Annotated in this window: 14 protein-coding genes; 11 read left to right on the top strand and 3 right to left on the bottom strand. The window is 56.0% G+C overall.

Translation table 11 applies throughout. The annotated features are described in order from the left end of the window. Nucleotides 1–14: 14 nt before the first annotated feature. Nucleotides 15–710: a hypothetical protein gene (locus B1C80_RS13390; RefSeq protein WP_077921669.1), complete on the bottom strand. Its 696-nt coding sequence runs from the start codon at nucleotides 708–710 to the stop codon at nucleotides 15–17. A gap of 16 nt (nucleotides 711–726) precedes the next feature. Beyond that, complete coding sequence (locus B1C80_RS13385; RefSeq protein WP_077921668.1) at nucleotides 727–1,473, bottom strand: SDR family NAD(P)-dependent oxidoreductase; 747 nt, start codon at nucleotides 1,471–1,473, stop codon at nucleotides 727–729. A gap of 389 nt (nucleotides 1,474–1,862) precedes the next feature. Here B1C80_RS13385 and B1C80_RS13380 point away from each other — a divergent pair, with 389 nt between their 5' ends. The 11 genes from B1C80_RS13380 (at nucleotide 1,863) to eboC (ending at nucleotide 17,574) form a co-directional block, all read left to right on the top strand. Next, complete coding sequence (locus tag B1C80_RS13380; RefSeq protein ID WP_077921667.1) at nucleotides 1,863–2,849, top strand: glycosyltransferase family 2 protein; 987 nt, start codon at nucleotides 1,863–1,865, stop codon at nucleotides 2,847–2,849. A 114-nt stretch (nucleotides 2,850–2,963) separates the two neighbouring features. Next, nucleotides 2,964–4,127, top strand: a complete 1,164-nt coding sequence (locus B1C80_RS13375) for a 3-dehydroquinate synthase (RefSeq protein ID WP_077921666.1) — start codon at nucleotides 2,964–2,966, stop codon at nucleotides 4,125–4,127. 81 nt (nucleotides 4,128–4,208) lie between these two features. Then, on the top strand, nucleotides 4,209–5,438 hold the full coding sequence (gene eboE, locus B1C80_RS13370) for a metabolite traffic protein EboE (protein WP_077921749.1): 1,230 nt from the start codon (nucleotides 4,209–4,211) through the stop codon (nucleotides 5,436–5,438). A 43-nt stretch (nucleotides 5,439–5,481) separates the two neighbouring features. After that, nucleotides 5,482–6,870, top strand: coding sequence for an alkaline phosphatase family protein (locus tag B1C80_RS13365; protein WP_077921665.1), 1,389 nt, complete (start codon nucleotides 5,482–5,484; stop codon nucleotides 6,868–6,870). Nucleotides 6,871–6,909: 39 nt separating this feature from the next. Further along, the gene (locus tag B1C80_RS13360; RefSeq protein ID WP_077921664.1) at nucleotides 6,910–7,467 is read left to right on the top strand and encodes a hypothetical protein; all 558 of its coding nucleotides are present in this window, start codon (nucleotides 6,910–6,912) and stop codon (nucleotides 7,465–7,467) included. Between the two features lie 154 nt (nucleotides 7,468–7,621). Further along, the gene (locus tag B1C80_RS13355) at nucleotides 7,622–8,080 is read left to right on the top strand and encodes a hypothetical protein (RefSeq protein ID WP_236648754.1); all 459 of its coding nucleotides are present in this window, start codon (nucleotides 7,622–7,624) and stop codon (nucleotides 8,078–8,080) included. A gap of 59 nt (nucleotides 8,081–8,139) precedes the next feature. Next, entirely contained in the window at nucleotides 8,140–9,450 is a 1,311-nt protein-coding gene (locus B1C80_RS13350) for an Rpn family recombination-promoting nuclease/putative transposase (RefSeq protein ID WP_077921662.1), read from the top strand. 157 nt (nucleotides 9,451–9,607) lie between these two features. After that, nucleotides 9,608–13,090, top strand: coding sequence for an isoleucine--tRNA ligase (ileS, locus tag B1C80_RS13345; RefSeq protein WP_077921661.1), 3,483 nt, complete (start codon nucleotides 9,608–9,610; stop codon nucleotides 13,088–13,090). A gap of 765 nt (nucleotides 13,091–13,855) precedes the next feature. Next, nucleotides 13,856–14,266 carry a hypothetical protein gene (locus tag B1C80_RS13340; protein ID WP_236648753.1) on the top strand — a complete coding sequence of 137 codons (411 nt, stop codon included), beginning with the start codon at nucleotides 13,856–13,858 and terminating at the stop codon, nucleotides 14,264–14,266. Between the two features lie 83 nt (nucleotides 14,267–14,349). Further along, on the top strand, nucleotides 14,350–16,689 hold the full coding sequence (locus B1C80_RS13335) for a metallophosphoesterase (RefSeq protein ID WP_077921659.1): 2,340 nt from the start codon (nucleotides 14,350–14,352) through the stop codon (nucleotides 16,687–16,689). A 9-nt stretch (nucleotides 16,690–16,698) separates the two neighbouring features. Next, on the top strand, nucleotides 16,699–17,574 hold the full coding sequence (eboC, locus tag B1C80_RS13330; protein WP_077921658.1) for a UbiA-like protein EboC: 876 nt from the start codon (nucleotides 16,699–16,701) through the stop codon (nucleotides 17,572–17,574). 200 nt (nucleotides 17,575–17,774) lie between these two features. Here eboC and B1C80_RS13325 read toward each other — a convergent pair whose 3' ends face one another. Continuing rightward, nucleotides 17,775–18,206, bottom strand: coding sequence for a BrxA/BrxB family bacilliredoxin (locus B1C80_RS13325; protein WP_077921657.1), 432 nt, complete (start codon nucleotides 18,204–18,206; stop codon nucleotides 17,775–17,777). Between the last annotated feature and the right edge of the window lie 23 nt (nucleotides 18,207–18,229).

Genomic DNA, 18,229 nt, shown 5'->3' with positions numbered 1-18,229 from the left:
AGCCGACCCCAGGCCTAGTTCAGGTTAAGCCCGAACAGAACCCCGAACCAGGGCCGGTGCTGATACAGCCACGACCGGCGGTTACTGTCCATCAGGCTGTCGACACCAATGGCCAGCCCGACGTTGAAAATGTGCGCGTCGAAGATCGTGGCCACCCCCGCGTTGATCACAACCCCTTCGTACTCATAGGGAATCTGGCTGCTGGTAACGAGGTCATTGATCGTGGCCGAACCGATGCCCATGAACAGACCATAGCCAAACCCCTGGCTTTTCAGCGTGCGCGTGCCGAAGCTGGGCGTAACAGACCGGTAGCCGTACCGATGAAAATCGAGACGCCGACCCAGATACACGGCCGCGTTAAAGTTCGAATTGAGCTGGGGCGGTAACGCGCCTTTGGCCGGTCTGATCTTGAACGGCAGCGTGAATACGTCTATGTCCACTTCCGTTTGCGCAAAGGTCCAGTCCGCGGAGGCTTTTCCGGTAATCTGCCGGCGCCCGTCCGTATGGGGTAGAATCAGTTGCATGCTATCCTGGCTGTCGGTCAGGTACACGCGTTTATGGAGCAGGCCAGCCTCCGGCGACCGGCGCACCGAGTAATAACCGGCATCAAGCGTTTCGGTCGGCGCACTCACCCGGCAACCCGTTACCAGTCCAATAAGAGACAGGCTGACCAGCCACAGAAATCCCGGCCAGCGGGTAGTTACTTTCATCAGCAAATCAGGTTGGCTATTTCCGGACAATCGTGGTAGCGGCTGCCTGCGCGCTGGCCAGAATGGTCAGATCGGCAATGGTAACATGGGCCGGAGCCGTTACCGCATATACGATGGTGTCGGCAATATCGTCGGCCGTCAGGGGCGTAAAGCCTTCGTATACTTTAGCCGCCCGTTCGGCATCGCCTTTAAAGCGAACCATCGAGAATTCCGTCTCGACCGCTCCCGGTGCTATGTTGGTCACCTTGATGCCATGCTGGGTAAGGTCCAGGCGCATGCCGGTGCTGAGTGCTTCTACGGCGGCTTTGCTGGCGCAGTAAACGGCGCCGTTGGCATAGGTCTGTTTACCGGCTACAGAGCTTAGGTTTACGATATGACCCCGCTGGCGCGCTACCATACCCGGAATGACGGCTTTCGATACGTAGAGTAATCCCTGTACGTTGGCGTCGATCATCTGGTCCCAGTCGGCCGGGTCGCCGTCCTGAATGGGCGACAGGCCGTGGGCATTCCCGGCGTTGTTGACCAGAATATCGATAGCCTGCCACTCGGTCGGCAGCGACTGGATAGCGGCTTCTACGTCGTTTCGGTCCCGTACGTCGAAAGCCAGTGTCGTTACCCGTGTCTGTTCGCTGAGCTGGTCTTTCAGCGCGTCGAGCCGATCCTGACGACGGCCGCACAGAATGAGCTGGAAATCGAGGTCAGCAAAGGCCAGGGCGGTGGCGTATCCAATGCCTGACGTGGCGCCGGTAATAAGAGCGATCATAAAAAAGCAGTTAACGCATGTAGATGCTGCAAAGCTACAGGAAAACCGCAGCACGTTTGTTGTCGGTTCCGGAAGATAAAGGGGGTTACAAGCCCGTGAAAACAGTTTTTATTCAGTGAACGTATAGGAACAGGCGGTTTCGGCCTGGATTTTGCATGTTACCGATAATGGGGATTTATCAATATTTTTTTATTGATAAATTTACTTATTTTTCTGATGGATATTACTTCGGGCCGTTCGCTCAGTATAGGCCGGCCTTGTAAACTGACAGGATGATAACCGGCGTTATAGGTCCCTGATAGACAGCCATTCACAATCACACGGGTAGCCTGCCCCGGTCGTTTCGGACAGGAAACCGGCCTGCCCGTTTGGTACACACCGTTTTACCCATGATCCCGCATTTTTCGGTAGTCATACCGACCTATCAGCAGCCGGCCCTATTACTCAAATGCCTCGATGCGTTGGGTAGGCAGCGGCTCCCGCGCGATCAGTTCGAACTGATTGTCGTAGACGATGCCAACTCGCCCGAAACCGCGGCTGCCGTAGCGCTGTTTACGCGGCAGATTGCGCGGGCGGGTGGTCCGCTGGAGGTGCGCTATCTGGCTCAGCCCGACGAGCGGGGGCCCGCAGCCGCCCGCAACCGGGGCTGGCGCGCGGCCCGGGGGCGGGTGGTGGCGTTTACGGACGAAGACTGTCTGCCCCAGGCCAATTGGCTGGCCTCGGTACTGCCCAGCTTCGAGCGGGGGGCGCAGGTTATTACGGGGCAGATGCACCTCACATTACCCGACGGAACAGCACCCTACAGCCCCAAGAGTCTGTACCTGGACTCCAGCGAGTTGATCTCGGCCAACTGCTTTTGTCGAAAATCAGCGCTGGAGCGGGTAGGCGGTTTTGAAGAAGCGTTCGATTTATCGTGGCGCGAAGACAGTGACCTTCAGTTCAAGTTTATCCAGGCCGGTATCCCGATCAGCAAATGTCCCGAAGCCGTCGTGGTGCACCCCATGCGGGAGACGCCCTGGTACGCTCCGCTGGCCAACGAGCAGAAAAGCCGGTATGATGCCTTGTTGTACAAGCGCCACCCCGAGCTTTTCCGGCAACGGATCGAAACCGACCGGGCGCTCGTGCTGGAGTACTATGCATCGGTGCTGGGCGTGTTGATGGGGGTGCTGGGCGCGCTGATCAGCAGTTCATTAGTATCCGTAGTTGGTTTCGGCATCTGGGGTGTACTGTCGGTCAACCTGATCCGGCGTCGCTGGCCCGACCAGCCCAGTCGCCCGCTGGTTCAGCAGACCATTCTCACCTCGCTGGCAACGCCTTTTCTGGCCGTCTACTGGCGTCTGTACGGCGCTATTAAATACCGGGTTCTGTACTGGTAATAACCAATATATGCTGTTTTTTTGCCAGAATGCCGAATTCGGGGAATCATTCTCGATTTGATTGTATTTTTGAGAGATGAAAGCGGCCCTATTTTACTCCGCTTTTGTCCGTTCATGGATCATTTACACCAATCGTTCGCGGTTCGGTTCTCGTATACCGTATTCTTTACCGAACGACTTTTTGATACGGCCAATCCTCTTTTTGCCGACTACTTCAGCCAGCCGACAGTTTCTGAAACACCCAAAAAGCTGCTCTTTGTGCTCGATTCGGGGGTGGTTGAGGCACACCCGACTCTGCTGTCGGCTATTCGGCAGTATGTTGATCGGCCAGGTATGCCGGTTGCGCTGGTGCCCGACCTGCTGGTCATACCCGGTGGCGAAGCGGCCAAGAACGACCCGGCGCTGGTTGAACGGATTGTGGACGCTGTTGACCAATACGGTATTGACCGGCATTCGTACATCGTGGCCGTTGGCGGGGGCTCGGTTCTCGATCTGGTGGGCTATGCCACGGCCATCTCGCACCGGGGTATTCGTCATATCCGGATTCCTACAACGGTCCTCTCGCAGAACGACTCGGGAGTGGGCGTTAAAAATGGGGTAAACTACCGGGGTAAGAAGAATTTCCTGGGTACGTTTGCTCCGCCGGTAGCGGTCTTCAACGACAGCGATTTCCTGGCTACGCTCGACGATCGCGACTGGCGGGCGGGTATCTCCGAAGCGCTGAAAGTGGCGCTGATCAAGGACCAACTCTTCTTCGACTGGATCGAAGCGAATGCGGCCCTGCTGGCCGCCCGTGATCTGTCGGCTATGCAGTACCTGATCCATCGCTGCGCCGATATGCACCTTCAGCACATTGCCGGGGGCGACCCCTTTGAGCAGGGATCGTCGCGCCCGCTGGACTTTGGCCACTGGAGTGCCCATAAACTGGAACAACTCACCAACTTTACCCTCCGTCATGGCGAGGCCGTTGCCATCGGGATTGCTATCGACACCCTCTATTCCAACCAGCTGGGCTGGCTTTCGGAGACCGATACCAACCGAGTGCTGACGACCCTCCGGACGCTCGGTTTTTCGCTGTATCACCCCATGCTCGACGCCGATCATAGCGCGGGTATCCTGAAAGGGCTGTCAGAGTTTCGGGAGCACCTGGGCGGTCAGCTTACCATCATGCTGCTGCAGGTGCTGGGGCAGGGCGTTGAGGTTCACGAAATACAAACGGATGGGGTTCGGCAAGCCATTGCCTCCCTGCGCGAAAGCGAATTGTCGGCTACGGTCTAACCCGGTTTACTCATGAGCGGGCCAGCAGCCGGTATGGTCCGTGCTGTGGGCATCATGGAGGTATTTGCTTTGTCAGTACATATGAAAACACCCCTCGGACATCTCGGTTACTGCACCAATATTCACCCCGGCGAGTCGTGGGCCGATCACTTTGCCGCCCTGCGACAGGCCCTTCCAGAGCTGAAACAAAGACTGTCGCCCGATGCGCCTTTCGGCCTTGGCCTCCGATTGTCGAACGAAGCCAGCGAAGAGCTCGAGCAACCCGAAAACCTGGTGGCGTTTCAGCGGTGGCTGGCTGAAAACGACTGTTACATCTTCACCATGAACGGGTTTCCGTTCGGAGGCTTTCATCATACCAGAGTGAAGGACCAGGTGCACGCGCCGGACTGGACTACCGAAGCCCGGGTCGAATACACCAAGCGACTGTTCCGGATCCTGTCCGTACTGCTCCCCGTCGATGAGCTGGCCAACGGTATACCGGGTGGGGTGTCGACCTCTCCGCTGTCGTATCGGCACTGGTTCGAGTGGGAGCAGCCAGCCGCCCGCGACTATATATTTTCGCAGACTACGCAGAATGTGCTCGAAGTCGTGGCCGAGCTGATCAAACTCCGGCAGCAGACCGACCGGCTGATGCACCTCGATCTGGAACCCGAACCGGATGGCGTGATCGAAACCGCCGATGAGTTCATTGCCTGGTTTACGGATTATCTGCTGCCAATGGGTATCGAGCAGCTAAGCGAGCAGTTTGGGCTGACCGACGAAGCCGCCGAAGCCGCCATCTGCGAGCACGTTCGGCTGTGTTATGACGTATGCCACTTTGCGGTCGGGTACGAACGCCCGGCCGAGGTGCTCGATAAACTGAAACAATATGGCCTGCGGGTCGGTAAAATCCAGATCAGCGCGGCTTTGAAAGCTGAGTTCCCAACCGATCTGGCCGGCCGCGAAGCCGTACGGAAAGCCTTTGAGCCGTTTAATGAGCCAACTTATCTGCACCAGGTCGTGGCCCGGACTAGCTCGGGCGAGCTGGCGCGGTTCCCGGATCTGCCCGAAGCACTGGCGGCTTTTGACGATACGCACACCGAGTGGCGGTCTCATTTTCACGTGCCTATCTTCGTTTCGGACTATGGACTGCTGCAATCGACGCAGGACGATATTCGGGAGGTGTTACGGCTACAGACCGAACGGGCCTTTACCAATCAGCTGGAGGTAGAAACCTACACCTGGGACGTGCTGCCCGTCGAGCTGAAAGCCGATCTCGTGGACTCGATTGAGCGGGAAGTAAAGTGGGTAAAAGATGTAACAAACGAGTGACGCCACCCGGCAGGCACCCCTTCACTCGTTCATCCTGTTGCTTATGAAAAAGACCGTAGTACTCGACGTAGTAGGGCTATCGTATTCGCTGATTGGCGAACACATGCCTTTTCTGAAACAGTGGATAGCCGGTAAGCAACGCGCTACCATCGATCCCATGCTGCCGGCCGTAACGACTTCGGTGCAGTCAACGTTTGTTACCGGCCAGTGGCCATCCGAACACGGCATCGTTGGCAACGGCTGGTACGACCGCACCGACGCGGAGGTGAAGTACTGGAAACAGTCGAACAAACTCGTGGCCGGCGAGAAGATCTGGGAGCGCGCCCGTAAACTCGACCCCGGTTTTACGGTCTCGAAAATGTTCTGGTGGTACAACATGTACTCGACCGCCGATTTTTCGGCCACGCCCCGGCCGCAGTATCCGTCAGATGGGCTCAAGTTCCCGGATTGTTACACCCAGCCCGGCGACCTGCGCGATCGGCTCCAGCGCGAACTGGGCACCTTTCCGCTGTTTCAGTTCTGGGGCCCGTCGACGACCATCAAAAGTACCCGCTGGATTGCCGATGCAACGATGCTGGTCGACCAGTGGCATAACCCAACCCTGACGCTCGTTTACCTGCCGCACCTGGACTACTGCCTGCAGAAGTTCGGTCAGGACCTGGCCCGAATTGCCCCTGATCTGCGCGAGATCGATGACGTATGCCGGGATATGATCCTGTTCTACGAAAAACAGGGGGCCGAGGTCATCGTACTGTCGGAGTACGGCATCACAAACGTGCATAAACCGATTCATATCAACCGGATTCTGCGCGAAGCCGGTATGATCCGGTACCGCGAAGAGCGAGGCCTGGAGCTTTTCGATGGGGGAGCGTCGCCCGCTTTCGCAACCGCTGATCACCAGATTGCTCACGTATACGTGAACGACCCGTCGGTGTACGACAAAGTCCGGTCGATTCTCGAAAAAACGCCGGGTATCGAGCTCGTGCTCGACCGGGAGCAGCAGAAAGCTTATCACATTGACCATGAGCGCTCGGGCGATTTCGTGGTCATGGCCGATGCCGAGAGCTGGTTTACGTATTACTACTGGCTCGACGATGCGCGCGCGCCCGATTTTGCCCGCCTGGTGGCCATTCACCAGAAACCCGGCTACGACCCCGTAGAGCTGTTTATGGACCAGACAAATCCGCTCATCAAGCTGAAGGCGGGGTACAAGCTGGCCCGGAAAAAGCTCGGGTTCCGCTACCTGATGAACGTGATTTCGCTGGATGCTACGCTCATAAAAGGATCGCACGGGCGGCTGGAGGCCGATCCGCGCTACCATCCGGTATTTGTCGGGAGCCATCCGGTGTCGGAACGGCTGACAGCCACCGAGGTGTACGACCAAATCTGGCAAACACTGACGGCCGACGTTCTGGCAAAACAGACAGACTGAATTCTTGGTTGTTAGAGCGAAAAGACGTAATTTAATTCTATGAAAGCCTGCGTCGCCCTTCTCCTCCTGGCTGCGGCCTGTACCAGCAACCGCCCGCCCGCCGTGAACGCTCCGGCCGACGGGGCTGAATATTACCAGCCTGGCCAGCCCACGTACGGAGGGCAGCAACGGCTCTATCCTGACCCGCAGGGCGGAATGGGCCATTCGCAGGACCCCGACATCCGCGTTACTGACGTTCGGCTAACGGCCAGCTACACGGTTGTGTATATGACCTTTGCCAAAGACCGCAACGATCGGAACAGCAACTTCTTCGGAGCAAGCAGTATTTCGTTCAACCCCAAGGCCGTGCTGGCCACCCGCGACGGTAAACGGACATACAAGCTCGTCAAGACAACCGGCATCCCGCTCTCGCCCGAAACCCGCGAAATCCGGAACGACGAGCGCGTGCCGTTCGTGCTGTATTTTGAACGGATCGATCCTGACGTGAACCAGTTCGACTTGTTTGAGTGCCAGAGCGATAGCAACAATTCGTGCTTCAACGTGGCCGATATCAACGTCGAAAACAATCCACAGTCTACCTCCACCCGGTCAAACTAAGTATATATTTTTCGAACTGCCCGCACAACGAAGTCGGTGAGCAGGCGTTAGAATTATATTGTTGCTTAGTAGACTTAGTGTAATTATGTCCTCTTTCTCGTTATCAGACAAACGTTTTCGCATCTCCCGTTCTTTAATCATTATCTCTCTCTTTTTGTCACTAAGCCTGTTTGCGCTGGCTCAGGTTAACCTCAAATATCGGCTGCTCAACGGCTATTCGCTGAGTACAGAGGCCACCGTCAATAAGGGAAAGCCTACCTTATTTGTGTTCGAACAGGCCGAAACGTTCGAGCAGGTATTCAAAGCCGCTCCTACATCGACCAAACGTCCCGACCAGCCTAATTTCAGTAAAGAAATGGTCGTTGGCGTCACCATTACCGCTACCAACAAGCCTCCGCGCCTGAGTGTCAGCCGGGTATTCGTGCAGGATTCAACGCTGACTGTTCGCTACATCCGGCAAGTCGACAGCTCCATGATCAATAACCCCCAGGCGTTTATGTCGCAGCCCATGCTACTGATTGCGATTCCAAAACAGACCGTGTTGCGGACCAAACTGGTCGAGAACGGCCGCGTGGTTCAGACGCTGAAGAAGAAAGAAGAAAAAGATCAGTAAGTCATTAAATTGAAAAAAATGTAGATATATTGTCGGGTTGACCTGAGCCGTAGTCCGTTATGTCACCCGACAATCCACACGACAAATTTTTCAAGGAAGCGTTTTCGCAGCCCGAGGTGCTGATCGACTTTCTGCACGTGTTCGCGCCAGAAGCCGTTTGTGAGCGTATTGATTATGCAACGCTGGTTCGGGAGGCCGACTCGTTTACAGACGATCAGCTGGCCGAGCATTTTGCCGATCTGGTCTTTTCGGCCCAATACGGCGAGCAGTCAATCCGGCTCGTATTGCTGCTCGAACACAAAAGCTACACCGAAGAGCATCCGCATTTTCAGATCAACCGGTATCTGCTCAACGTATGGGAGAGTCAGCTTAAACAGAAGCAACCCCTTACCCCCGTACTGCCCGTTATTGTTTACCACGGCAAACGGCGCTGGAAGCAGCGTCGGGTAGCAGATTATTTTGCTCCGGTCGATGAGTCGCTGCGCGTCTACCTGCCTGATTTTGATTATTTGCTCATCGACTTATCGACCCTGGCCGACGAGCGGTTACCCCTGCTGCGGTCTGACTATGCCCGGCTGACAGCCATACTCCTGCAGAACAGTCGGCGTAAGCGTGAACTGGCCCGCCTGCTCGATACATTTGCCGATGTGGTCAGGCGGTTGGTCGAAACGCCGGCTGGCCAACGGTTTGTGGGCACCGGCTTTCTGTATTTGACCTACACATCGGCCTTGACCCGGGTTGAACTATTCACTATTTTTAGCCGTATCTCATCACAAACCGATACAACGACCATGACAGTCGCCGAAGAATTAATCCGCGAAGGCGAGAAACGAGCCATAACAGTCGCCGAAGAATTAATCCGCGAAGGTGAGAAAAGAGCCATAACAGTCGCCGAGGAGCTGATCCGCGAAGGTCAAAAGCGAGCCATGAAGGCCGCTGAAGAACTGGTCCGTGAGAAAGAGGAACGAGCCATGAAGGCCGCTGAAGAACTGGTCCGTGAGAAAGAGGAACGAGCCATGAAGGCCGCTGAAGAACTGGTCCGTAAGAAAGAGGAACGAGCTATGAAGGCCGCTGAAGAACTGGTCCGTGAGAAAGAGGAACGTGCTATGAAGGCTGCTCAAGAACTGGTCCGTGAGAAAGAAGAGCGAGCCATGAAGGCGGCTGAAGAACTGGTGCGCCAGAAGGAAGAGCACGCTATGAAGGCTGCTGAAGACCTTATACGCCAGAAAGAGCGGGAGGCTTCGGTTAAATTCATTGGCGCGATGCTGAAACTGAACCTGGACGTGGTAACGATTGCATCGGCAGCAGAATTACCATTGACCGACGTAGAAGCGATTGTCGCTGAAATTAACCGCACGGGAACCGCCTGACGGTAACGCTACGCAGGATACAGAGAAAAGCGAACCTACGGGATTCGCTTTTTTGTTGCTCTAAAATAGAGGGTATGGTAACGAACTGACGTCCAGAGCAGACGTTTTCCGTATCTTTGCACTTATTTTTTTCGAACCGCTCCGGCGGCTTTCTCATATGCCCGGCTTGACATATCCTCAATACGAATCCCTCGACTACGCCCAGATTGCGGCCGAGGTTCTGACTTACTGGAATCAAAATCAGGTATTCGATCGGTCGGTAACCACCCGCGACGGAAACCCTACGTTCACGTTCTACGAAGGTCCGCCATCGGCGAACGGAGCGCCTGGTATTCACCATGTCATGGCCCGGACCATCAAGGATATCTTTTGCCGCTACAAAACGCTGCAGGGCTTTCAGGTCGAGCGGAAAGGAGGCTGGGATACCCACGGCCTGCCCATCGAGCTACAGGTTGAGAAAGAACTCGGTATTACTAAAGACGATATTGGGAAGAGCATCAGCGTGGAGGAATACAACCGCCGGTGCCGCGAAACGGTTATGCGGTTTACGGATCAGTGGAACGACCTGACCCAAAAAATGGGCTACTGGGTCGACCTCGACAATCCGTATGTGACTTATAAAAACGAATACATCGAGTCGGTCTGGTCATTGCTGCGGCAGTTGTACGACAAGAATCTGCTCTACAAAGGCTACACCATACAGCCTTACTCGCCCAAAGCCGGTACAGGTCTAAGCTCGCACGAACTGAACATGCCCGGTACGTATAAAGACGTTCGGGATACCACCATCGTGGCGCAGTTCAAAGTCAAACACAGCGGTAAGGCGTTCTATCTGTTCGATGCGGCTTATGAAGCTTCTAACGGCGTGCAGAATGATATCTTCATCCTGGCCTGGACCACTACCCCCTGGACCCTGCCCGCTAACTCGGCGCTGACCGTTGGGAAAGACATCGATTATGTCTTGATCAAAACGTTTAACCCGTATACGTTCCAGCCGATGCACGCCGTGCTGGCCAAAGCGCTGGTAGGCCGGTGGTTTAATGAAAAGGGACGGCAGGATACGGTCGACAGTCCGGCGTTCGACGCTTATCTGCCAAACGATAAGGTAATACCCTGGGCCGTAGTCGACATCCCCGGCTTCAAGGGCGAACACCTGGAAGGAGTCGAATACGAGCAGCTGATGCCGTACGTACAGCCCGCCGGATCGTCGGCATTCCGGGTGATTCTGGGCGATTTTGTGACAACCGAAGATGGAACCGGGGTCGTGCATACCTCGCCGACGTTTGGGGCCGACGACTTCCGGGTGGCGCAGCAGGCGGGTATTCCACCCATCATGGTCAACGATGAAACCGGTAAGGAGGTGCCGATCGTAGACCGTCAGGGTCGGTTCGTCGCCGAGATCACCGACTTCGCGGGCCGGTATGTGAAAGAAGAATATTACAGCGATGACGAGCGGGCCGATCCGGACTTTAAACCGACCGACGTACTCATTGCCATCAAGCTGAAAGAAGAGAACAGGGCGTTCCGGGTCGAAAAATACGAGCACCCGTATCCGCACTGCTGGCGGACCGATAAGCCCATATTGTATTACCCGCTCGATAGCTGGTTTATCCGCACAACGGCGGTGAAAGACCGGCTGGTTGAACTGAACAAAACCATCAACTGGCAACCCGAAAGCACCGGTACCGGCCGCTTCGGCAACTGGCTCGAAAACCTGGTCGACTGGAACCTCAGCCGCAGCCGCTACTGGGGAACGCCACTGCCGATCTGGCGCAGCGAAACCGGCGAAGAACTATGCATCGGGTCGGTAGCCGAACTGCTCGAACGCGCGAAAAAGGCGATTGAAACGGGCAAACTGAACGAGGAGCAGCTGGCTAAAAACAAAGCCTTTGTTGCCGCCGTAGAGGCTAGCCAACTGAATCCCGATGGGGCGTCGTTCGATCTGCACCGCCCGTATGTAGATGAGATCTATTTCGTATCGGAGACGGGGCAGCTGATGCAGCGCGAAACGGACCTGATCGACGTCTGGTTCGACAGTGGCGCTATGCCCTACGCGCAGTGGCATTATCCGTTCGAGAACAAAGACGTCTTCGAAAAAGCGTTTCCGGCCGACTTTATCTCGGAAGGCGTTGATCAGACGCGGGGTTGGTTCTTTACCCTGCATGCCATCGGCGTGATGCTGTTCGATTCGGTTGCGTTCAAGAACGTAGTGTCAACGGGCCTGGTGCTGGACAAAAACGGCAACAAGATGTCGAAGCGGCTGGGTAATGCCGTCGATCCGTTTGCTACCCTGGCGCAGTACGGTCCTGATGCCACCCGCTGGTACATGATCACCAACGCCGAGCCCTGGGACAACCTGAAGTTCAATATTGAGGGCATCGGCGAGGTGCAGCGCCGGTTCTTCGGTACGCTGTTCAACACCTATAGTTTCTTTGCGCTCTACGCTAATCTGGACGGCTACACGATGGCCGGCCGGGTGCCGCGCGAGCAACTGCCCGAACTCGATCGCTGGATTCTGTCGAAGCTGAACACGCTGATCCGTGAGATTACGGAGCAATACGAGGCCTATAACCCCACCAAAGCCGGGCGTTTGATCCAGGACTTTGTGAGTGATCAGCTCTCAAACTGGTACGTCCGCCTGTCGCGTCGGCGGTTCTGGGCCGGAGCCTCTAACACAGGGTCTGTTTCGGTCGACAAACAGGCGGCTTATGAGACCCTGCACCAGTGTCTGACAACAGTAGCCCAACTGATGTCGCCCATTGCGCCGTTTTTTGCCGACTGGCTGTACCGGAGCCTGACCGATGCCCAGCGGGCGGAGTCAGGAGCCAGCAACCCGCTACTCGGGCCTGATTCGGTGCATCTGACCGACTGGAGCCGGGTCGATGAGGACTGGATCGATACTGACCTGGAGCGCTCGATGGAGCTGGCCCAGCAGGTATCATCGCTGGTCCACTCGCTGCGGAAAGGGCATAAGCTGAAAGTACGCCAGCCGCTGAGCCGCATCCTGATACCGGTTCTGAACGCCGATACGCGTCGGCAGGTCGAGCACGTCAGTCCGCTCATTATGTCGGAGGTCAACGTGAAAGCCGTCGAGTTCGTCGACGATGCCAGCGGGATCCTGAAAAAGCGTGTCAAACCGAATTTTAAAGCCCTCGGGCCCAAGTTCGGGAAGCAGATGAAAGAGGTGGCTGCCGCTATTACAGCCATGACCGAAGAGCAACTGAAAGAGCTGGAAGCTGTCGGGAGCTGGCAGGCGTCGGTGGGTACGATCTCACTGGCCGACGTTGAGATTGTAACCGAAGATATTCCGGGCTGGCTCGTAGCGAGCGAAGGCGGCTTAACCGTTGCGCTCGACGTAACCGTAACCGACGACCTGCGCCGGGAGGGTATTGCCCGCGATGTGGTTAACCGCATCCAGAACCTGCGTAAAGACCGTGGTTTTGAGGTGACCGACAAGATCAGTATCGAACTCGAGCGGAACGATGCGATGCTGGCCGAAGCCGTGGAGGCCAACCGGTTGTATATTCAGCAGGAGGTTCAGGCCGTCTCGCTCCAGCTGGTCAGCGACCTGAACGGGTCGGCGGCCGAGATCGAGATGGACGAGTTCGTTCTGCGCGTGAAAGTAGAGGTGGCCCGCTAGAAGACCACGTAAAATACGGGTTTCATCACAAACCCCGCTTCGTTGACCACACGCCTTTGGCTGGTTAGCGAAGCGGGGTTTGTTTTGGGAGAATGTCTCAAAAGCAGATGGAAGCTTTTTTCTTGCTCAGCTGATCGCCTTTGGCGTACGTTAAAATGGTTGAGTTTGAGGTTGGGCGGTTAGAGAGTTACCGAAATACCATAGAACGGCGTCTTTTACGAAAATGACCGGATTACTCCTTTTGTCAATTGATTAGTTTGATAGAGCAAGTACAACGTAGGGTGCAGAGGTTATTTTTTGTGTACATAAAATACGTATAGTGTATATAAACAAAAGGTGTATGAAGTAACAAAAATTATGCCTTACATAAATCTATAAAACCAATATAAGTAAATACATATAGGGAAAATGTCGCTAATACATATCGCTTTTTGCCTACAGAAATAGACTCTGCTGGCTGTATAAATGCCTTCCCGATTCTTTTGACACCGGCCCTTGCCCACCTAAAAAAATAAATTATACAGGTGGCATAGTTTTCGTAAAGCCTTAGCTGATAAGTAACATCTGGATATGCTGGACCAGCCGGCTTCTGCCTGTCTCTTCGCGGGTATGTAGAGCGTCGGAGCGGGGCGGTCAGCGTGGCAGGATCACAAGAGCACCGGCTTTACCAGTCATCAGTGCTTAACGCGACCAGTTCGCGTACCCATGTAAGTACATTCCGTAACTCGTATAGCAGATACATCTGCTACCTCATTAAATCCTCTCATGGCTTTGACAGATCATTTACTTAACTCACTTCGCTCGTTTGTCAATAATTACCAGGCCGTTATGTGGCGGCTGCGCGAGTGCTCACTCAATGATGAGCAATTGGGAATAGCCCTGGGGGTCAGCGGGAACGCGATCCGGAACCGGCGGGCCAAACCAAGCCTGTGGAAATTGTCTGACGTTCAGCGGCTAGCGGATCATTTCTCCCTGCCGACAACAGCCTGCACCCAGTTGAATCAGCTTTTACACGAACTGCCCGACCGGCTCCGGACAATGCCAGCCGCTGAACGTCGGCGTATTGAACGGATGATGGCGATTAAAGTACCCCAGCTGGAGACCTACAATCGAAGCGACTGGCCCGTACGTCACCTGCTCCGTATTCAGCAGGCATTGGTAGATTCCAGCCAATAGAAGTTGACAGATTTGTAGCTCGTATATGCCGATAGGAATGTCCTGTCGGCATATGTACTTTTACGGTGACCTAAAGACACCGTATGATTACTCCTCTCCGCATTTTACTGATCTTATTTCTCGCTGGCTATCAGGCGGTAGCGCAGTCGCCCGTTCTGACCCGGGGGCCTTACTGGCAGGTCGTTACGCCTACGTCGGCCATCGTACGCTGGCAGACGAGCCAGCCCACTACCGGCCGGGTTTGGTTCGGGACTAACGCCAACTCGCTAAGCGGCACTATCCGCGAAACACAGCCGTCAACGGACCATGTGCTAACGCTGACGGGACTACAACCCGCCACGCGCTATGCCTATGCCGTTGGCTATGACGACACCCAACTGGCCGCAGGACCCGATTATTACATCAAAACGGCTCCCTTATCCGGTAGTGCCCAGCCGTTTCGATTATGGGTACTGGGCGATTTCGGAAACGGGACGGATAACCAGCGGGAGGTGTATCGGGCTTACCGGGCCGCTACAACCAACCGGCCGTCTGACCTGTGGGTCTGGCTGGGCGATAATGCGTATTGCTGCGGAAAAGACGATGAGTACCAGCGATACGTATTCGACGTGTATGGGCCAAGTCTGCGTAACATCCCTATCTTTCCGACACCCGGCAATCATGATTATGCCGATAGCCGCACTAACTTCGACATTGCTTATTACCGTCTTTTCTCTTTTCCGGAGCGGGGCGAGGCCGGTGGGGTAGCTTCCGGTACCAAGACGTATTTTTCGGCCAACTACGGCAACGTACACCTGATCTCGCTCGACTCGCAGGCCCAGCAGCCCGATGATCAGAAGCGACTGTACGATACGACCGGTAGCCAGGTGCAGTGGCTCAAGCGCGATCTGGCGGCCAACCGGCTTCCCTGGACCATTGTTATCTTCCACCACCCACCCTACAGCAAAGGGTCGCATAACTCCGATACGGAAGAGCAGATGCGACTCCTTCGCGAGAACCTGACACCTATACTGGAACGTTACGGCGTCGATCTGGTGCTGAATGGACACAGTCACGGCTACGAACGTTACTATCGGATGCGTGGCCAAACAGGATCAGCCAATACCTTCGATCCGGCCAGACATATTGCCGAACCGACAACGGCCCGGTACGATGGCTCGCCAAATTCCTGCCCGATTCTGACCAAAGGCATAGGAACGGTCTATGTTGTTAACGGTTCGGGGGGCGCGCAGGGGGGCGTATCGCCCGATTACCCGCATAAAGGAATGGTAGCTGGCTACCGGGGCGATACCTGGGGCGGGTCTATGCTGCTCGACCTGAACGACAATCGGCTCGATGCGCAGTTCATAGCGTACGACGGTTCGGTGCAGGATAAATTCACCATTCTGAAGCAGGTGAATAAAACCGCCACGCTGACCACCGAGTTTGCGGATACGCTCCAGCTGGCGGCTTCATGGCCCGGCGATTCGCCGGGAGCTTATCGATGGACCAGTGGACAAACGAGCCGGAGTATTCGCTACGTAGCCGATAGAGCCGGTACGTTTCCGCTCACGGTCAGCGACGACAAACAGTGCCTGGCCGATCAGTTTACCATAACGGTGCCACAGCCGCCCCGGCTTACCGCAATCCTGTCCGGAATAACCACGGCCTGTGTAGGCACCGTTCTGCCCGTGACCGCAACGCCCGAGAATACGACCAAGGCGAACGGCTGGCAGTACGATGTGCTGCTTTCCGACGCGGCCGGGAATTTTGCGGCTGAACAGGTGGTTGGATCGGGAACCCTCAACGCGCTTCGGGCTACCCTGCCGACATCGCTACCGGCCGGGGCGGGCTATCGGCTCCGGGTGCGGCCGCGCGGCATTTCCTACGCTACGCTGATTGCCAGTCCGGCCTTCGCCGTGCGGAGCCAGCCAACCGTCAGTCTGGGCGGTTCTGCCACGGTTCTGGCTGGCGAACCGGCTTCGCTAACGCTCACGTTTACCGGCGATGCGCCCTGGCGAGGGGTGCTGTCGGATGGCACCGCCTTCACGGCTACAACCAGCCCGTTTCTGGTGTCGGTAAAACCGATGCAGTCGAACACCTATACGGTCAGATCTGTCGAAAATGTCTGTGGAGCCGGTGCCGCGGCTGGTCAGGCCACGATTACGGTATTACTGCCAACGGCCACGCAATCGGTGATCGACAGCCGTTTACGGGTTTATCCTAATCCGGTTCAGGACCGTGTGATCGTAGAATGGCTGCCGGGCCGGCAACAGGATGTAACTTTGAGCCTGATTGACGGGCAGGGGCGCGTCGTATATCAGAAACGAGTTGGCCAGGCGGCTTCGTTTACTGAATCAGTTCTTCTACCGGCGGCAGGGGTTTATCTGCTATCGGTACAGGCTGGTCAGGAAGTACGTACCCAAAAGGTCGTTAAACAGTAAAGACTATCGATGTTTCGCGCTTTTTTGAGCCTTACCCGTCCAGCCAATCTGGTTACGGCTATTGCAGATGTGCTGGCTGGTATGGCCATTGCCGGTTATTTTCTGACCTCGGCGCCTGACCCGGCTCCGGTTGGCTGGCTTTGTCTGGCCACGCTGGGCCTGTATGGGGGAGGAGTTGTTTTTAACGACGTTTTCGATGCCGAGCTGGATGCCGTTGAACGTCCCGAGCGGGCCATTCCGAGTGGGCTGGTCAGCAAGTCGGCGGCTACGGGATTGGGAGCTGCGCTGCTGGGGCTGGGTATCGTTACTGCGTTCCTGGCCAATCAAACGGCCGGATTGATCGCCGTTGGCATAGCGGTAGCCTCGCTGGTTTACGATCGGTTCGGGAAACACCATGCGCTGCTGGGTCCGTTGAATATGGGGCTCTGCCGCGGATTGAACCTGCTGCTGGGCGTAAGTATCTTCCCTGAGCAGCTGGGCCCCTGGGCCTGGGTCGGTCTGGTACCGGTAGCTTATATTGCCGCTATCACCATGATCAGCCGGGGTGAAGTTCATGGCGGCAAGTCCGGAACGATGCGGGCGGCCGGGTTGCTCTATGCACTGGTTATCGGCTGCGTTGCTGCGCTGGCGCAACAGCGCGGGCAGTTAGGTACAGCCCTGCCGTTTCTGCTGTTGTTCGGGTACTATATTTTCCCGCCCTTATGGCGAGCTGTCCGGAATCCGATAGGCCCCAATATCGGTATGGCCGTCAGGGCCGGGGTGCTATCGCTGATTGTTATGAACGCGGCCTGGGTGGCGGCTTTCGCATCGTTTCCGCTGGCCATGCTGGTGTTCTGCCTGCTGCCGCTTTCCCGCCTGCTGGCTAAGGTGTTTGCGGTGACCTAGGCGTTTTCGTCCACCCCTGTTCGTGGTCGCAGACCCTAACAGTGGGTGGGCGAAAACGCCTAGGTCACCGCGACGGATTGTCTCCCGGTTGACGTCACTACCATCCCCAAACCATCAGACGCAAAAACTCCGGTTTCGGAAGCAGAGCCAGCAGGCTTTGTTGCTTCCAAAACCGGAGTTTATAGTATTGTAACCTATGCTTAGGCGTTGGCCGGTGTGCAGAATTCTTCCAGTGCCATTTCGAGGTGCTGCGCAATCATTTGCGCTGACCGGCCTTCGATGTGGTGCCGCTCGATGAAATGTACCAGTTCGCCATCTTTGAAGATACCGATCGCGGGCGACGATGGCGGGTAGGGGAGCAGGTACTCCCGCATCCGGGCGGTAGCATCAACATCGCCACCGGCAAAAACGGTTACCAGCTGATCCGGTTTTACGGTGCTGGCGGCCAGGGCTGCTTTAACGCCGGGACGAGCCGCACCCGCTGCGCATCCGCATACCGAGTTAACGACCACCAGCATGGTCCCCTGTTGATTGGTCAAAGCCGCGTCAACGTCGGCAGCAGTCGTCAGCTCCTGAAACCCAACGCTGGTCAGGTCTTCCCGCATGGGAACAAGCAAATGAGGAGGATACATAAGTAAGTGTACAGTTTTAGTTT

Source organism: Spirosoma sp. 209 (genome assembly GCF_002006735.1).
GTDB classification, from domain to species: domain Bacteria; phylum Bacteroidota; class Bacteroidia; order Cytophagales; family Spirosomataceae; genus Spirosoma; species Spirosoma sordidisoli.
The sequence above is the reverse complement of the archived record's forward strand: the minus strand, read 5'-3'. Positions and strand labels throughout refer to the sequence as shown.